15 protein-coding genes are annotated in these 16,055 nt (G+C 33.4%); 7 read left to right on the forward strand and 8 right to left on the reverse strand.

Annotated features, from left to right (window positions below):
- Positions 1-18 precede the first annotated feature (18 nt).
- The 5 genes from OLM51_RS06935 to OLM51_RS06955 all read right to left on the reverse strand — a co-directional run bounded on the left by OLM51_RS06935 (position 19) and on the right by OLM51_RS06955 (position 6,232).
- A complete protein-coding gene (locus OLM51_RS06935; RefSeq protein ID WP_264553609.1) occupies positions 19-1,848 on the reverse strand; it encodes an ABC transporter ATP-binding protein in 1,830 nt (609 codons plus the stop codon).
- The gene (locus OLM51_RS06940; RefSeq protein WP_264553610.1) at positions 1,845-2,885 is read right to left on the reverse strand and encodes a PDDEXK nuclease domain-containing protein; all 1,041 of its coding nucleotides are present in this window, start codon (positions 2,883-2,885) and stop codon (positions 1,845-1,847) included. The genes OLM51_RS06935 and OLM51_RS06940 overlap by 4 nt, the downstream gene beginning before the upstream one ends.
- Position 2,886: 1 nt before the next feature.
- Positions 2,887-4,617 carry a phospho-sugar mutase gene (locus OLM51_RS06945; RefSeq protein WP_264553611.1) on the reverse strand — a complete coding sequence of 577 codons (1,731 nt, stop codon included), beginning with the start codon at positions 4,615-4,617 and terminating at the stop codon, positions 2,887-2,889.
- Positions 4,618-4,736: 119 nt separating this feature from the next.
- Positions 4,737-5,693 (reverse strand): glycosyltransferase family 2 protein, encoded by a 957-nt coding sequence (locus OLM51_RS06950; protein ID WP_264553612.1) that lies wholly within the window; start codon positions 5,691-5,693, stop codon positions 4,737-4,739.
- A gap of 8 nt (positions 5,694-5,701) precedes the next feature.
- Positions 5,702-6,232, reverse strand: a complete 531-nt coding sequence (locus OLM51_RS06955; protein ID WP_264553613.1) for a DUF4199 domain-containing protein — start codon at positions 6,230-6,232, stop codon at positions 5,702-5,704.
- 249 nt (positions 6,233-6,481) lie between these two features.
- Here OLM51_RS06955 and OLM51_RS06960 point away from each other — a divergent pair, with 249 nt between their 5' ends.
- Both OLM51_RS06960 and OLM51_RS06965 read left to right on the forward strand, forming a co-directional pair.
- Complete coding sequence (locus OLM51_RS06960; RefSeq protein ID WP_008464817.1) at positions 6,482-6,736, forward strand: type B 50S ribosomal protein L31; 255 nt, start codon at positions 6,482-6,484, stop codon at positions 6,734-6,736.
- Between the two features lie 363 nt (positions 6,737-7,099).
- On the forward strand, positions 7,100-8,275 hold the full coding sequence (locus tag OLM51_RS06965) for a GlmU family protein (RefSeq protein ID WP_264553614.1): 1,176 nt from the start codon (positions 7,100-7,102) through the stop codon (positions 8,273-8,275).
- A 222-nt stretch (positions 8,276-8,497) separates the two neighbouring features.
- Here the strand turns inward: OLM51_RS06965 and OLM51_RS06970 are convergent, their stop codons facing one another.
- A complete protein-coding gene (locus tag OLM51_RS06970) occupies positions 8,498-8,941 on the reverse strand; it encodes a PepSY-like domain-containing protein (RefSeq protein WP_264553615.1) in 444 nt (147 codons plus the stop codon).
- Between the two features lie 257 nt (positions 8,942-9,198).
- On the opposite strand from OLM51_RS06970, the gene OLM51_RS06975 reads away from it, so the two are divergent.
- The 3 genes from OLM51_RS06975 (at position 9,199) to OLM51_RS06985 (ending at position 13,646) form a co-directional block, all read left to right on the forward strand.
- The gene (locus OLM51_RS06975; protein WP_264553616.1) at positions 9,199-10,833 is read left to right on the forward strand and encodes an ABC-F family ATP-binding cassette domain-containing protein; all 1,635 of its coding nucleotides are present in this window, start codon (positions 9,199-9,201) and stop codon (positions 10,831-10,833) included.
- A gap of 216 nt (positions 10,834-11,049) precedes the next feature.
- Positions 11,050-12,198 (forward strand): OprO/OprP family phosphate-selective porin, encoded by a 1,149-nt coding sequence (locus OLM51_RS06980; RefSeq protein WP_264553617.1) that lies wholly within the window; start codon positions 11,050-11,052, stop codon positions 12,196-12,198.
- Between the two features lie 17 nt (positions 12,199-12,215).
- Complete coding sequence (locus tag OLM51_RS06985) at positions 12,216-13,646, forward strand: anion permease (RefSeq protein WP_264553618.1); 1,431 nt, start codon at positions 12,216-12,218, stop codon at positions 13,644-13,646.
- Here OLM51_RS06985 and OLM51_RS06990 read toward each other — a convergent pair.
- Complete coding sequence (locus OLM51_RS06990) at positions 13,643-13,927, reverse strand: GNAT family N-acetyltransferase (protein WP_413614538.1); 285 nt, start codon at positions 13,925-13,927, stop codon at positions 13,643-13,645. The two genes, OLM51_RS06985 and OLM51_RS06990, sit on opposite strands and share 4 nt — an antisense overlap.
- A gap of 306 nt (positions 13,928-14,233) precedes the next feature.
- Between OLM51_RS06990 and OLM51_RS06995 the strand changes: the two genes are divergently transcribed.
- Positions 14,234-14,890, forward strand: coding sequence for an alpha/beta hydrolase (locus tag OLM51_RS06995; RefSeq protein WP_264553620.1), 657 nt, complete (start codon positions 14,234-14,236; stop codon positions 14,888-14,890).
- Between the two features lie 228 nt (positions 14,891-15,118).
- On the opposite strand, the gene OLM51_RS07000 is transcribed toward OLM51_RS06995, so the two are convergent.
- Positions 15,119-15,634 (reverse strand): DUF2892 domain-containing protein, encoded by a 516-nt coding sequence (locus OLM51_RS07000; protein WP_264553621.1) that lies wholly within the window; start codon positions 15,632-15,634, stop codon positions 15,119-15,121.
- Between the two features lie 167 nt (positions 15,635-15,801).
- Here OLM51_RS07000 and rpmH point away from each other — a divergent pair, with 167 nt between their 5' ends.
- Positions 15,802-15,963 carry a 50S ribosomal protein L34 gene (gene rpmH, locus OLM51_RS07005; RefSeq protein WP_008464848.1) on the forward strand — a complete coding sequence of 54 codons (162 nt, stop codon included), beginning with the start codon at positions 15,802-15,804 and terminating at the stop codon, positions 15,961-15,963.
- The last annotated feature ends 92 nt before the right edge of the window (positions 15,964-16,055 follow it).

Consider the following 16,055-nt stretch of genomic DNA (forward strand, 5'->3'; position numbering starts at 1 on the left):
GTGGTCTTTTGGAGAATCTTAAGATTCGAAAGATTGCATCGTTACCAGTTTATTATAAGTTCCGTTGTGAGCAATTAGTTCTTCGTGTGTGCCTTGTTCGACGATTCTTCCTTTTTGCATCACCACAATCACATCTGCTTTTTGAATGGTAGAAAGTCTGTGTGCAATTACAATCGAAGTTCTGTTTTGCATCATGTTTTCTAAAGCGACCTGAACAAATTTTTCACTTTCGGTATCTAATGCAGAAGTTGCTTCGTCCAAAATCATGATCGGAGGATTTTTTAATACCGCTCGTGCAATAGAAAGACGTTGTTTTTGTCCGCCCGATAGTTTGTTTCCACTGTCACCAATATTAGTGTAAATCCCTTGTGGTAATTCATTAACAAACTCATAAGCATTGGCAATTTTCAATGCTTCAATAATTTCATCATCAGTTGCATCTAATTTTCCTAAAGAAATATTTGCTTTAATGGTGTCATTAAACAAAATGCTATCCTGAGTAACCAATCCCATTAGGCTACGCAATGATTGCAAATTCATGTCTTTAATATTGATATTATCAATCGAAATTGTTCCGTCGTTTACATCATAGAAACGAGTCAATAAGTTTGCAATTGTACTTTTTCCACTTCCGGACTGGCCAACAAGCGCAACAGTTTGCCCTTTTTTAATTTGAAGTGAAAAGTCTTTCAGAACTGTTTCGTCTTCATATTTAAAATTGATATTCTGAATATTAATATTGTTGTCGAAAGTTGTTTTCTCAATTGCATTTTCTTTTGAAACGATAGTGTTTTCCTGTTCTAAAATCTCAAGAACACGTTCAGCAGCAGCGTTTCCTCTTTTTACTCCATAAGAAGCTTTAGAGATGGCTTTTGCAGGTGTCAGAATATTATAAGCTAATCCCATGTAGGCTATAAATGCGGCGCCTTCTAAAGTTTTGTCTATCAAAACCATTTGACCTCCGTACCAAAGTAATATAGCAATTACTGTAATTCCCATAAACTCACTTGCCGGTGAAGCTAAATTCTGGCGATTTCCAATACTATTAGATAAGGTGAAAAAGCGTTCTGTAGAATTTTGAAAAACGGTATTGAAATAATTCTCGGCATTATATCCTTTAACAACTTTCAGGCCTCCGATAGTTTCTTCGATAGTAGATAAAAAAGCGCCTTGTTCTTGTTGTGCTTTACTGGATTGTTTTTTTAGTTGTTTTCCGATTAACGAAATAATATATCCGGAAACGGGAATAAAAATAAAAACAAACAAAGTTAGTTTGGCACTAATAATCAGCATGGTGCTTATGGTGAAAATAATCGTTAAAGGCTCTTTTACGATAAGCTCAAGAATGGCTAAAAAGGAATTTTGTACCTCATTTACATCGGCAGAAATTCTCGAAATTACATCTCCTTTTCTTTTTTCAGAGTAAAATGCTAAGGGAAGTTCAAGTGTTTTTTTGTACAAAGCATTTCGCATGTCTTTTAAAACTCCGTTTCGTAAAAAGTTAATAAAAAACATTGCCAGATAATCGGCTAAGTTTTTTAATAAAAAGATCGAAATTATGATTGCCACCATTACAGATAAAATATAACCCGATTCGTGGGTTCCTTTTGTAGTTGTAATGTAATAGCTTAAATAGTTTTCGCCGTATTCTTTAAGTCCTAATATTCCGGTGTAAACGGGTTTAATAGTGTTTGCTTTTGTTTTGTCAAATAAAACCTGAAGCATTGGTATTAGGGCTACAAACGAAAGTGTGCTGAAAAGGGCATACAAAACATTGAAAAAGATGTTTAAGAATGCGTATTTTTTATACGGATATATAAAAGGAACTATTTTTTTGAAATTACTCATTTTTTATTGATGTTGTTTTCTGCAATGGCAATTGCTCTTTCGAGTTTTTCCAGCAATAATTTTTTTTCCGGTAATTGTGTTAAATAAGCTGAAACTTTGATTTGTTCATCATTGTCAAGCATTAAATAATTAATTTGTTCAGGAGATTTTTCACTGCACAAAATTAATCCAATTGGTTTGTTTTCACCTTCTTTTTGTTCGTTTTTCTCTAGCCAGCGGAGATAGAGTTCCATTTGGCCTTTATAGGAAGCTTTAAATTTTCCAAGTTTTAAATCAATAGCAACCAATCGACGCAGGCCTCGGTGGTAAAAAAGTAAATCGATGTAAAAATCTTCATCATCAATTGTTATTCTCTTTTGACGGGCAAGAAAAGCAAATTCGCTGCCTATTTCTGTTATAAAATTTTGGAGCTGAGCTAAGATTGTACTTTCTAAATCTTTCTCGGAATAGCTGTCATGTAATCCTAAAAAGTCTAAAAAATAAGGATCGCGAAATGTCAAATCAGCGGTAATTTGTTTTTCGTTTTTTAATAAAGCTAAGTCTTTAATTATGGTTTCTTCAGGCTTTTTGCTAATTGCAGTTCTTTCAAAAAGCATGCTGTCAATTCGTTCTTGTAAGGTTCGTACACTCCAGCGTTCATGAATACTCATTTGGATGTAGAACTCACGTTTTATATTGTTTTCAATATAAATTAGATTTCGGATATGAGACCAACTCAATTTTGCACACAGTGTGTGCAAAATTGTAAAGTCTTCAATTGTAGTGTTAAGTTTAACAAAGCTTTGTAGATTTCTTTTGTTAAAGCCAATTCCATATTTATTAGTTAATGCAATGCTTAAAGCTGGAATTATTTTCTTTCCGTAATCCGCTCTATCGTTTTTTAGAATTTCATCATTGATGCTTTTTCCTATTTTCCAATATAAAAGCGTTAATTCCTGATTAACTGTTTTGGCGACAAAATGACGAGTCTGATCTATTAGTCCAATTATTGAATCTAATAGTTCGGGCTTGTCATTTGTGTCCAGTTTGTCACTCATTTTATGAATTCAATTGCATATCTGCAATGATATTTTGTATCTTTTGATCTAGGAAACTTTCAGCTTCAGTAAAGTCTGAAACCGATTCTATTTCAGCATTTACACTAATGTAGAATTTGATTTTTGGTTCTGTTCCGCTTGGTCGTGCACAAATTTTAGTTCCGTCTTCTGTATAATAAATCAATACATTAGATTTCGGAATGTCCATTACGGATTCTTCATTAGTCAATAAGTTTAATGCAGTAGAAGATTGATAATCTTCAACCATAATTACGCGCTGACCGTTGATTTCTTTCAAAGGATTCTGACGTAAATTGATCATCATTTGGTTGATTTCTTCTAAACCTTCCATGCCTTTTTTAGTTAAAGAAACTAGATGTTCTTTATAGAAGCCGTTTTCAACATAAAGTTGTAAAAGTTCTTTGTAAACAGAGCTTCCGGCAGCTTTTGCCTGTGCAGCGACTTCGCATATTAATAAAGTTGCAGCAACAGCATCTTTATCTCTAACAGCATCACCAACCATAAAGCCAAAGCTTTCTTCACCACCACCAATAAATTGAAGTTCAGGAAAATCTTTGATCATTTTAGCAATCCATTTAAAACCTGTCAATCCAACTTTACATTCAACACCATAGCTTGATGCTAATTCCATCATCATTGGAGTTGAAACGATTGTTGAACCTACGAATTGTTTTCCGTTAATTTTTCCGGCTTTTTTCCATTGCTGCAATAAGAAAGAAGTCATTAAAATCATGGTTTGATTCCCATTCAGTAAGATCATTTTACCATCATTATTTCTAACAGCAACACCTAAACGGTCACAATCAGGATCTGTACCCACTACAATGTCAGAATTTGTTTTATCTGCCAAAGCCAAAGCCATTGTCAATGCTTCCGGCTCTTCCGGATTCGGAGATTTTACTGTTGGGAAATCTCCATCTGGGATGGCTTGTTCAGGAACAATGTGGACATTTTTGTAACCAGCCTGTGATAAGGTATCTGGAATAGATTTTATTGAAGTTCCGTGCAATGATGTAAAAACAATTTGTAAGTTGTCTTTGGCTTCTGCAGGGGTATTAAAACTTGCATTCTCGATAGACGATTTTATAAAAGCCTTGTCAATATCAGTATCAATATATTTAATCAGGCTTTCGTTTGCGTCAAATTTAATTTTGTCGTAGCTTAAATTTTCAATTACATTAATAATTGCAGCATCTTGAGGAGGAACAATCTGACCTCCGTCTTGCCAATATACTTTATAGCCGTTGTATTCCGGTGGATTGTGAGAAGCTGTCAAAACGATTCCGCATTGACATCCTAAATATTTAAGTGCAAAAGATAATTCCGGAGTAGGTCTTAAATCTGAAAACAAATAAACCTGAATTCCATTTGCAGAGAAAACATCAGCAACAACCTTTGCCAAAGTATTGCTGTTATGACGACAATCGTAAGCAATAACAACTTTTAAAGTTTCATTTGGAAAAACCTCATGTAAATAATTAGATAATCCCTGCGTATTTTTTCCAAGAGTATATTTGTTGATTCTATTGTTTCCAACACCCATAACGCCACGCATACCACCAGTTCCAAACTCCAGGTTTTTGTAAAAACTCTCTTCCAGTTCTTTTGGAGAGGTAGTCATTAATTCCTTAACGGCAGCTTGTGTGTCCTGATCAAACGTTGGTGTTAACCATTCGTTGACTGCGTTTAATATATTAGGAGCTATATTCATGTTAAATGTCTTTTTAATAATTGTTTTCTAATTAAAGATAAGTTTTTCTATCTGAGCTATATTTTTTTCTGTCTAAAGGAGTCAGAAAAAGAATGTCGTTCCTTAGGGCTGACCTTCCGTTAAAAATTAACCTCGCGGGCTACTTTATATCGTGCTTCGTTACTTTTAGTTCGTAAAATAATTTCACCCAGGAATCCTGCTAAAAATAATTGAGTTCCCAAAACCATTGTGGTTAGAGCAATATAAAACCACGGATTGCTGGTTACTAAATTGTATTTCATTCCGGTATACATATGGTATAGTTTTGAAACTCCAATATACCCTGCGGCTAAAAATCCGATAATAAACATAATGGAACCCATAGCACCAAATAAGTGCATAGGTCTTTTTCCGAATCTTGATAAAAACCAAATTGTAATTAAATCCAGAAACCCGTTTATAAAACGTTCCATTCCAAATTTAGTTTCACCGTATTTTCTTGCCTGATGAATTACTACTTTTTCACCAATTTTTCCGAAACCGGCATTTTTTGCCAAAACCGGAATGTATCGGTGCATTTCGCCAGAAACCTCAATGTTTTTTACTACTACATTTTTGTACGCTTTTAATCCGCAATTAAAATCGTTTAACTCAACGCCGGAAGTTTTTCTTGCAGCCCAGTTAAATAATTTCGAAGGAAGATTTTTTGCGACAACAGAGTCGTAACGTTTCTTTTTCCATCCCGAAACTAAATCAAATTTTTCTTTGATAATCATTTCATATAGTTCCGGAATTTCATCCGGACTATCTTGTAAATCGGCATCCATAGTAATAATCACGTCGCCTTTTGCTTTTGCAAAACCAGCATGTAATGCTTGTGATTTTCCAAAGTTTTTCATGAAACGAATCCCTTTTACATTTGGGTTTTCGTTAGAAAAACTTTCAATAATGTTCCAGGAATCATCTGTACTTCCATCATCTACAAAAATGATTTCATAAGAGTAATTGTTAGATTGCATCACTTTAATAATCCACGAATAGAGTTCTTTAAGTGATTCCTCCTCGTTTAGAAGCGGTATAAGTATAGATAAATTCATTTATTTTTTTATTCTTGAGTAGTTTTGCTTTTAAAAAATGCTGCGAATATTAATCCGAAAATGGCACTAACCACGATAGCAAAAACAGATCCTTTTAGTAATTCAAAAGTAGAGTATGGATTACTTTCCTTCATTTTTGCAATTGCCTCGTTGATTACTGAAGCTGGAGATCCAAATTTCTGCATCATATTAGCAGTGTATTTTGCCATAATATCACTTAAAGTGTCTTTTGCTCCCGGATCAATAACATTAAAAAGAATAATATTAAAAGTTGTAGAAATTAAAATGCCAATTACAGCAGCTATAAAATAAGTGGTAAAAGCTTCTTTAAATGGGAAAACACCATTTAATTCTTTCTTGGTTTTAGACAGTAAAATAATACTGATAGTAACGCTTATCGCTATACCTATAATGCCCATCCACCAAGCTGTGAATAAGTTTAAATCAACAGCATATATAGTAGCAGTCACCAATGCCGATGCAATTCCAATCATTACACCATAAGTAATACCGTTCTTTTTTATAACTTCATTAATCATATTTCTATATGTTTTAAAATTAATCCACAAATATAGTAATTCCCACTATAATCGTAGATAAAAAAAGCTTTTGGAAATAAACTAAAAAAAAGTGGGCTAAGTATTTGTTTATTAAAAAAGAATTGTAAATTTGCACACTCAAAAATAATTAAATTTTTAAACAAAAAAAGAGTAGTGTTGTTTACACCTTTTTCTAACCATGAAAAAGCTTCAGAATAAAAATGCTCTAAACAATAAATAAAAGAAAAGATGAAAAAAGGAATTCACCCAGAAAATTACAGATTAGTTGCATTTAAAGACATGTCAAATGACGAAGTTTTTATCACTAAATCTACTGCAGATACAAAAGAAACAATTGAAGTTGACGGAGTTGAGTATCCAGTTGTAAAAATGGAGATTTCTAGAACATCTCACCCTTTTTATACTGGTAAATCTAAACTTATCGATACTGCAGGACGTATTGATAAATTCAAAACTAAATATGCAAAACACGCTAAAAAATAATAGCTGTTTTAAATTATACAAAAGCCTTCCAATTTGGAAGGCTTTTTTTATGTGATAATTTGTTAGCCACGACTCGACCAAAGGGACAGACGAAGTAATTCATGTATTATTTTATTCTAAATTATTAAAAGATAAAATTGCATTTTAAAATATACCCAGTGGTTTCAACCACGGGGTGCGTGGTACAGATATATTGCGTTCCATCGTTGAAACTACGGACTATGTTTTTTATTATAATTAAGAGCAATGTAATTATTCATGAATTAATTGCTAACTACTAAAACAAGTTTAGTAAAAACATAAATATTTGTAACTTTGACCCTGATAACCAAATCAAGATTTTAACAAGTACAAATTTTATTTATGAATTATATTCTTTTTGACGGTCCCGTCCGGAATGCTTTATTACCTTTTACTTTTACAAGGCCGGTGGCTGATATCTTAATCGGGATTATGACGATTCGTCAAAAATGGGAAGCCCGTTTAGGTTCTACTATAACTACAATTACTGAGGAATATCTTTCGGAAAAATTTCCGATGGTTGAATTGGAAGAAAACGTAATGATTAACGCAGCTTATTTGCCAAATGATACGCTTGCTGAAATGGTTTCTAATTTGAAGACAAATCAGGCGATTTTTAAGGGTGATGATGTAATTGCTTTTTTTACAACAGAGAATCAGGAGGAAGTTGATTTTGACTCTTATGAAATCATTCAGTATAATGATGATTGTTTGACGGTTGAACATAACTGGGATATTTTTTCTAAAAATGATGCTGCAATCCGAGCTGATTTTGCTTATCTGACAGAGGATAGAAAATCACAGCCAATTCCGAAAAGTGTTAATGTAATTGCGCCAGAAAATATATTTATAGAAGAAGGAGCAAAATTAGAGTTTGTTACGTTGAATGCTTCAAACGGACCTATATATATAGGTAAGAATTCTGAAATTATGGAAGGAACCGTAATTCGTGGGCCTTTTGCTTTATGTGAAAACGCCCAGGTAAAACTAAACGCCAAAGTTTATGGTGCTACCACAGTTGGTCCCGGATCAAGAATAGGAGGAGAGGTTAAGAATTCTGTGCTATTTGCCAATTCAAATAAAGGGCATGATGGTTTTTTGGGGGATTCTGTTTTAGGAGAATGGTGTAATATTGGTGCAGATTCAAATAATTCAAACCTGAAAAACAATTACGAAGAAGTGAAATTATGGAGCTATGAAACAGAAGGTTTTGCAAAAACCGGACTTCAATTTTGTGGTTTAATGATGGGAGATCACAGTAAATGTGGTATTAATACGATGTTTAATACCGGAACTGTTGTTGGGGTAAGTGCTAATATTTTTGGTTCAGGTTTTCCTCGTAATTTTGTTCCAAGTTTTTCTTGGGGCGGAGCAGCAGGATTTACTACTTATGTAACTAAAAAGGCTTTTGAAACAGCAAAGTTAGTTCTGAGTCGTAGAAATATCGAATTTGATGAAGTAGAAGCTTCTATTTTGCAGCATATTTTTGACGAAACTAAAAAATGGAGAAAAGATTAATTAGATAATTAGTCAATTTGAAAATTAGATAATTTTTAGCAACCCGACAGGTTTTAAAAACCTGTCGGGTTTTGTTTTTTGCCACAGATAATAGGATTAGAAAGGATTTTTATAGTTCTTAAAGTAATAATCAGTGGTGAAATAAGATATAAATATCTTCTTTTTTAATAGCAAACCCGACAGGTTTTAAAAACCTGTCGGGTTTAATTTTTTAACCAAAAGCTATTTGTCAATTTTGCTAAAATCTCCTTTTAAGTTGAATTTTAACTCTAAGCCATTGGTTAGTTTTGTTTCATAACCAGAAGTTCCTAATTCTATTTTGGTTACTTTTTCTTTTGGAAAATTTGTTTTTACATAAGAAGCGATTTTTTTAGGAATTATGGAGGAAGGGATTTTAGAGCCTTTTGCATCAACTTCTTTCCAGTTTCCTTTTTTGTCAAACTCTATTTCGGTTTTATTGTCAAATTGAACTTTGTATTCTGTAGAGAGAATTTCTTTGTCTTCCAGTATGTAGCTCGGTTTTTTTGATCCAAAGTGAGTCTTTAAGAAAGTTTGAGCATTTGCTGGTAAAGCTTCTTTTTTTATTACGGTTTTTTGTGCATTTGCAGAAAATCCAAATATTAATCCTGCAATTAGGGAAACAGTCAGTTTTAATTTCGTTTTCATATTTTGCTGATTTTTAAATTTTTATACAAGATAAGATTAAAAATTTAAAATAAGAAGAAAGCTGTCCGGTTTGATTTGTTGCGATTTAGAATTTAGCTTTATCAAATTATCTCATTGACACATTTTCTAATTAACACATTCTCAAAATTATCTAATTATCTCATTGGCACATTATCTAATTAAATCTATCTTTGCACCACAAAAAAAATGGGTGGTCAAATAAACGATTAACCGATTAAACAAATTAACAAAGACAAATGATTACAGTTAACGATATTTCGGTTCAGTTTGGCGGAACTACACTTTTTAGCGATGTTTCTTTTGCTATAAATGAAAATGATAAAATTGCCCTTATGGGTAAAAATGGTGCGGGAAAATCGACACTTTTGAAAATAATTGCAGGTGAAAATAAACCTTCAACCGGAAGTATCTCAACTCCAAAAGATGCTGTTGTGGCTTATTTGCCTCAGCATTTATTAACAAAGGATGGTTCGACTGTAATGGAAGAGGCTTCAAAAGCTTTCGGCGAGATTTTTAAAATGAAAGCTGAAATTGACGAAATCAATGAGCAATTAACGGTTCGTACGGATTATGAAAGTGATGAATACATGAAACTGATCGAAAGAGTTTCTGACTTGAGTGAGAAGTTTTATGCTATTGAAGAAATAAATTACGAGGCTGAAGTTGAGAAGATTTTAGTAGGTCTTGGTTTTGAACGTGAAGATTTCGGCCGTCAAACGTCAGAATTTTCAGGAGGATGGAGAATGCGTATTGAATTGGCTAAAATCCTTTTGCAAAAACCGGATTTGATTTTGCTGGATGAGCCAACCAACCATATGGATATTGAAAGTATTCAATGGCTGGAAGAGTTTTTAGTGACTTCTGCAAAGGCAGTTGTGGTAATTTCGCACGATAGAGCGTTTGTTGATAATATTACAAATCGTACGATAGAAGTTACAATGGGAAGGATTTACGATTACAAAGCTAAATATTCTCATTATTTAGAATTAAGAAAAGACCGTCGTATTCATCAACAAAAAGCATACGATGAGCAACAAAAAATGATTGCTGACAACAGGGCGTTTATTGATCGTTTTAAAGGAACTTTTTCTAAAACAGATGCGGTTCAGTCACGTGTGAAGATGTTGGAGAAACTGGAAATTGTTCAGGTTGATGAAGTAGATACTTCTGCATTGCGTTTAAAATTCCCTCCGGCACCTCGTTCCGGGCAGTATCCTGTTATTGTAAAGGAAATGTCAAAATCTTACGGAGATCATGTTGTCTTTAAAGATGCTAATATTGTTATCGAAAGAGGTCAGAAAGTTGCCTTTGTGGGTAAAAACGGAGAAGGAAAATCGACCATGATCAAAGCGATTATGAAAGAAATCGGTGTTGACGAGGGTAGTGTAGAAATTGGTCATAATTCTCAAATTGGATATTTTGCCCAAAATCAGGCTTCTTTATTGGATGAAAATGCTACTATTTTTGAAACTATCGATAATATTGCTGTTGGAGATATCAGAACCCAAATTAAAAATATCTTAGGAGCATTTATGTTTCAGGGAGATGATATTACCAAAAAAGTAAAAGTGCTTTCAGGTGGGGAAAAAACTCGTTTGGCAATGATTAAATTACTGTTGGAACCGGTAAACTTATTAATTCTGGATGAGCCTTCGAATCACTTGGATATGAAGACTAAAGATATTATCAAAGATGCTTTACGTGATTTTGACGGAACTTTAATTCTTGTTTCTCACGACCGTGATTTCCTTGACGGATTAGCGACTAAGGTTTTTGAATTTGGAAACAAAAGAGTTAAAGAGCATTTTGAAGATGTTGCCGGATTCCTGGCGCACAAAAAAATGGATTCTATGAGAGAGATAGAAAAGTAATTTTTCTCTTAAAAACATAGTAAAGGCATAAGTTAAATCTTATGCCTTTTTTTATGCCTTTAAATTAGTAGCTGTATTTTAATGCAATTTTTTTTACAGATTGTTTATTTTTTGTTACATTAGTATTACCCTTTTTTGTTTTAAGTTAATAGTTTTTTTTGATTATAATTAAGAGGGGCACTTTTTAATCGATACTAAGTTTTTTTTTATAAGCCTATGAGTAAATATTTACTTTTACGAATTGTTTTCATTCTTTTTATAGTACCATTTTTCATGAATGCTCAAACTTCCACAGCTTCAAATGATGACTCTGGAAATGGTATAAAATATCCTCAGTTTCAGTTTAAAGGACTCTTACAGGCCAGATATCTGGAAAGTTTTGGCGATAACATTGATGTTTTGGGGGTTCATCATTCTACAGGTGATGTTACTCAAAGCTCGTTTGATATTAAAAGAATGCGTGTTGGTTTAAATACTAAATTGAGTGAAGCGACAGAAGTTGTAATCTTGGTCAATTTAGCCGATTTTAAATCTGATACCAAAGGAAAGGTTTTGGAGAATGCTTACGGAAAATATACCTTTAGTAAATATATTGCTTTGACGGGAGGACAATTTAGGCCAGCTTTTGGTATTGAAGAATTGGTTCCTGTTGATATCATCAAATCATTTGATTTCTCTAATCAATATTACGAATTTGGAAAAAATGGCTGGACGAGTTTCCAGATTGGTGCTTCTGCGACCGGTGCATTTGATATTGGTAAATTTCCTTTTAATTATGCTTTTTCTGTTTTAAATGGGAACGGAAAAGATGTAGAAATGGATAAAGATAATGGGAAACAGTATTCTTCAAGAGTTGTTTTTGGGCTTTCAGAAAAGCATAAAATCAACCTGGGGTTAAATGGAGGTATCGGAAAAGTTTTCAAAGAAAAAGTTTATGCGGTCGGTGCAGATATTACGAGTGTCTTTCAATTGACTGATAAGTTTGCTTTTGACTTGCAGATTGAATACAAGCAAGGAACAAATCATAATTTGTATTTTTCTTTACCAGTTGATAAAAGAACGCCAAATGTTGATGATTATCAAATGCGAGGGGTTTATTTTCTGCCAAATCTAAGGTATGTGGTAAATTACCAAAAATTAACCGCTTTAGAATTTTCCTGCCGATATGAAACTTTTGATCCGAATTATAAAATTGATTCAAATGTTAGACAAACATACACTCCAATGGTTAGTCTCGAATTCGGAAAAGCTTATACAGGAAGAATAGAAGCCGGATTTCAAATCGACAACTATGACCATGATATTCCGGATACTTCAACTTATAGTAATAATTTGTTTTTAATTCAGTTGCAGCTCCGTCTATAATTTAACCTCTATTTATAATGAAAGAAGTAAAGATTCTTCAAGCTCTGATAACACTGGTTGTCGGGGTAGTGATTTGGTTTATTCCAGCACCAGATGGTGTTGTAATTGAAGCCTGGCATTTGTTTGCGATTTTTGTAGCCACTATTTTAGGTATTATCCTCAAAGCTGCTCCTATGGGGACTATGTGTATGATTGCTATTGCATTGACAGCTTTTTTACAGGTTTTGGCTCCCGGAGATGCCGGGAAATCAATTACTTTGGCGCTAAAAGGTTTTGGGGATAAAGTGATCTGGCTTATTGGAATCTCATTTTTTATTGCGAGAGGATTTATAAAAACGGGTTTAGGAAACCGTATAGCTTTTTTGTTTATTCGAATATTCGGTAAAAGTTCACTTGGTTTGGCCTATGGTTTGGGTTTGGCAGATTTAGTTTTAGCGCCTGCGGTACCTAGTAATACAGCACGAGGAGGAGGGATTATTTATCCTATTATGAAATCGATGTCAATGAGTTTTGGGTCAATGCCAGACCAGCCGGAGACACATCGAAAATTAGGAGCTTATCTTACTTTAAGTAGTTATAATGCCAATTTGATTGCGTCTTCGATGTTTTTGACAGGAACGGCAAGTAATCCGATGTGTCAAAAGTTTGCGCTTAATTTAGGAATTAAAATTAGTTGGATTTCGTGGGCAACTGCGGCAATCGTTCCAGGGTTGATTTCATTTTTTGTGATTCCGTTTGTGTTGTATAAAATTTATCCGCCTGAACTTAAAAATACAGGAGATGCACCGCAGATTGCAATGCAGAAGCTAAAAGAAATGGGGCCAATTAGCCGTAATGAATGGATGATGCTTTTAACCTTTTTTATTTTGTTGGTTCTCTGGATGACAGGCGATCTTTTTTCTATCGATGCAACAACAACAGCATTTATTGGTTTAGTAATTTTGCTCTTAACTTCAGTTTTAACCTGGGATGATGTAAAAGCCGAAAAAGGAGCGTGGGATACTATTGTGTGGTTTTCTGTTCTGGTTATGATGGCCAGTTCCCTTAACGAATTAGGGTTTATTGGTTGGTTCAGTAATGTTGTAAAAGATGAAATTGGTGGTTTAAGCTGGCAAATGGCTTTTCCTATAATTATATTGGTATACTTTTTTAGTCATTATCTTTTTGCAAGTGCGACAGCGCATGTGGCAGCAATGTATGCTGCTTTACTAGGAGTCGGGATTTCACTTGGAATTCCTGGTTTATTGTTGGCGTTTATGCTTGGTTTTGTTGGTTCAATTTATGGAACTTTAACGCACTATGGCCACGGACCCGCACCAGTTTTCTTCGGAAGTGGGTATGTTGACCTGAAAAACTGGTGGGTAAAAGGGCTTATAACCGGATTGGTTATGCTTTTTATTTACATGGCAATTGGAGGTTTGTGGCTCCGATTGATTGGTGATTTTTAGATCCTGATTCCCGGAGGTAGTAACTCTTTGTATTTTGGATTTTTTTTGAAAAATGCAACAATTTTTGGATGAATGGGAACTACTCTGAGTTTTTTCTCGATGTTAATTTCCATAATACTCTTTAATAAATTGTCAATTGTTTCCGGGTTTTCAAAGTTTTCAGGTGTGTTTATTTTGGTTAAGAAAATCTTCTTTTCCTGAAATGAATATTCAATTGTAATCGGTCCTTCCGGGGTCATGCTTTCGAATTGTCGGGCAAAAGCATTGTCTTTAACTTCCATAGTAGTTTCAGTGGATTCCATAATTTGACATGTTTTTTTAGTAGGTACAAATGTTAATAGGTTTAGGGGCATTAACCCGGTTTAAAAACTTATCTAAGAATATTAAACGCGAGAGATTTGGAATGCAAAGGTAATCATTTGATTTTCAATATGGAGTTATTTTTTTTAAACAGTAGTAATAATGCTTATTTGTAATTTTATTTGTTTTAATCTGCAATTATGGTGTAAGATTTGCTGTGCATATAATTAAAAAAAGTAAATTTAACTGAAATTGAAAATCTGTAATTAAAATTCCTTTTCTAGCAAATGAGTAAAATCCCTGTTTATTTTATGCCTGGTCTGGCAGCTAGTCCGGCCATTTTTGAGAGAATTAAATTAGATGAAACTGTTTTTGAAATGTTTCTGCTCGAATGGGAAATTCCCAAACCCAAAGAATCATTGTCGGATTACGCACTTAGAATTACTAAAAACATTAAACATGAGAACCCGGTTTTAATTGGGGTTTCTTTTGGTGGAATTCTGGTTCAGGAAATGGCAAAGCATATTCAGACCAGAAAAGTAATTATTATTTCGAGTGTTAGAAGTAATGCTGAATTTCCGAGAAGAATGAAAATCGGAAAAACTACAAAAGCTTATAAGCTTATTCCGATGAAGCTGATTTTGAATGTAGAAAATCTGGCTAAATACTCTTTTGGAGAAAAAGTCAACAAACGAATTAAATTGTACGAGAAGTTTTTAGCGGTTCGTGATCTTAACTATTTACAATGGGCAGTAGAATCAGTAATTTTATGGGATAGAAATCAAATTGATGATAATGTAATACATATTCACGGCGATCAGGATGATGTTTTTCCTATAAAATATATTAACAAATGCATTGTTGTAAAAGGAGGGACTCATATTATGATTCTCAATAAGTACAAATGGCTTAATGAGAATCTGCCTTCGATTATACTTGATTAAATTCCAATATTTAAAATCCCAAATTCCAATTCTTTGTGGGTTTATTAATCTTTATCAAAGTTTTAGGCTTTGACAAAGATCTATATGTAAAGATTTATGCACAATCTTGTCATTTTGGCTGAAGGAAGAAATGACATTTGATGATAATTCCATTTAAAAAAAAACCCAAACTCCTTTTGGAATTTGGGATTTTATCCCGAGGCTTCGGGATTGTAATTTAAAAAATCGTTAGATTTTCTTCATTTGTTCTTTCATCATTGAGATTTGCTCTTTCAGCATTCCTTGTTTATCTAATTTCTTAGCTTCGTTCAATAAATTAGTCGCTTCAAGTTTTCTTCTTCGTGACATTGCCACTCCTGCAAGGTTTAATTTAGCTACAGCCAGGTCCATATCCATTGATAGTCCAAGCTCAATTGCTTTTTTAAAATGTTTCTCAGCCTGGTTGATATTGGTTTGAGATAACATAATTCCGTGTAAGTAGTTAAAATATCCTTGTTGTTTTCTTACCAGTGCAGCTTCCGGATTTTTGATATATGCCAGCCAGCTTTTAGCTCCTTCAAAGTCTTGTTTTCTTAATTTAAGGAAAGCTAAAAGGATAAATTCATTTTTAAAGTAAAGAAAAATTGGAATTGCAGTCAATAAAATAAGAAAGATTCCGTTTCCTATATTACTTTCTGTAAATTGCCAAATGCCCGCAACTACTAGAAGTCCGGCCAAAATAAGTTTAATATTTTTGTGAAACATAATTATTGTAAATTTGTGATTGCAAATATAGTAAAATGAATTAAAAATATTTTTATTAAAGTACTTGCCAGAAAAAAAAGTCTTTGTATATTTGCACTCGGTTTTTGAGCAACGATATTCAAAAACAGAAAAACAGATATTAGATACCATTTTAAAGATACAAAGCAATGAGCAAAAGAACATTTCAACCATCGAAAAGAAAAAGAAGAAATAAGCACGGATTTATGGACAGAATGGCTTCTGCGAATGGAAGAAAAGTTCTGGCGCGTAGAAGAGCAAAAGGAAGACATAAATTAACTGTTTCTAGCGAGCCTAGACACAAAAAATAATGTTTGTATAAACATACATAAGGCGATTACTTTTTTAGTATCGCCTTTTTTTATACCTTGTCGGTAATAAATTTGTAACATTCTAGTTTCTA

This window comes from Flavobacterium sp. N2038 (genome assembly GCF_025947185.1).
GTDB lineage: Bacteria > Bacteroidota > Bacteroidia > Flavobacteriales > Flavobacteriaceae > Flavobacterium.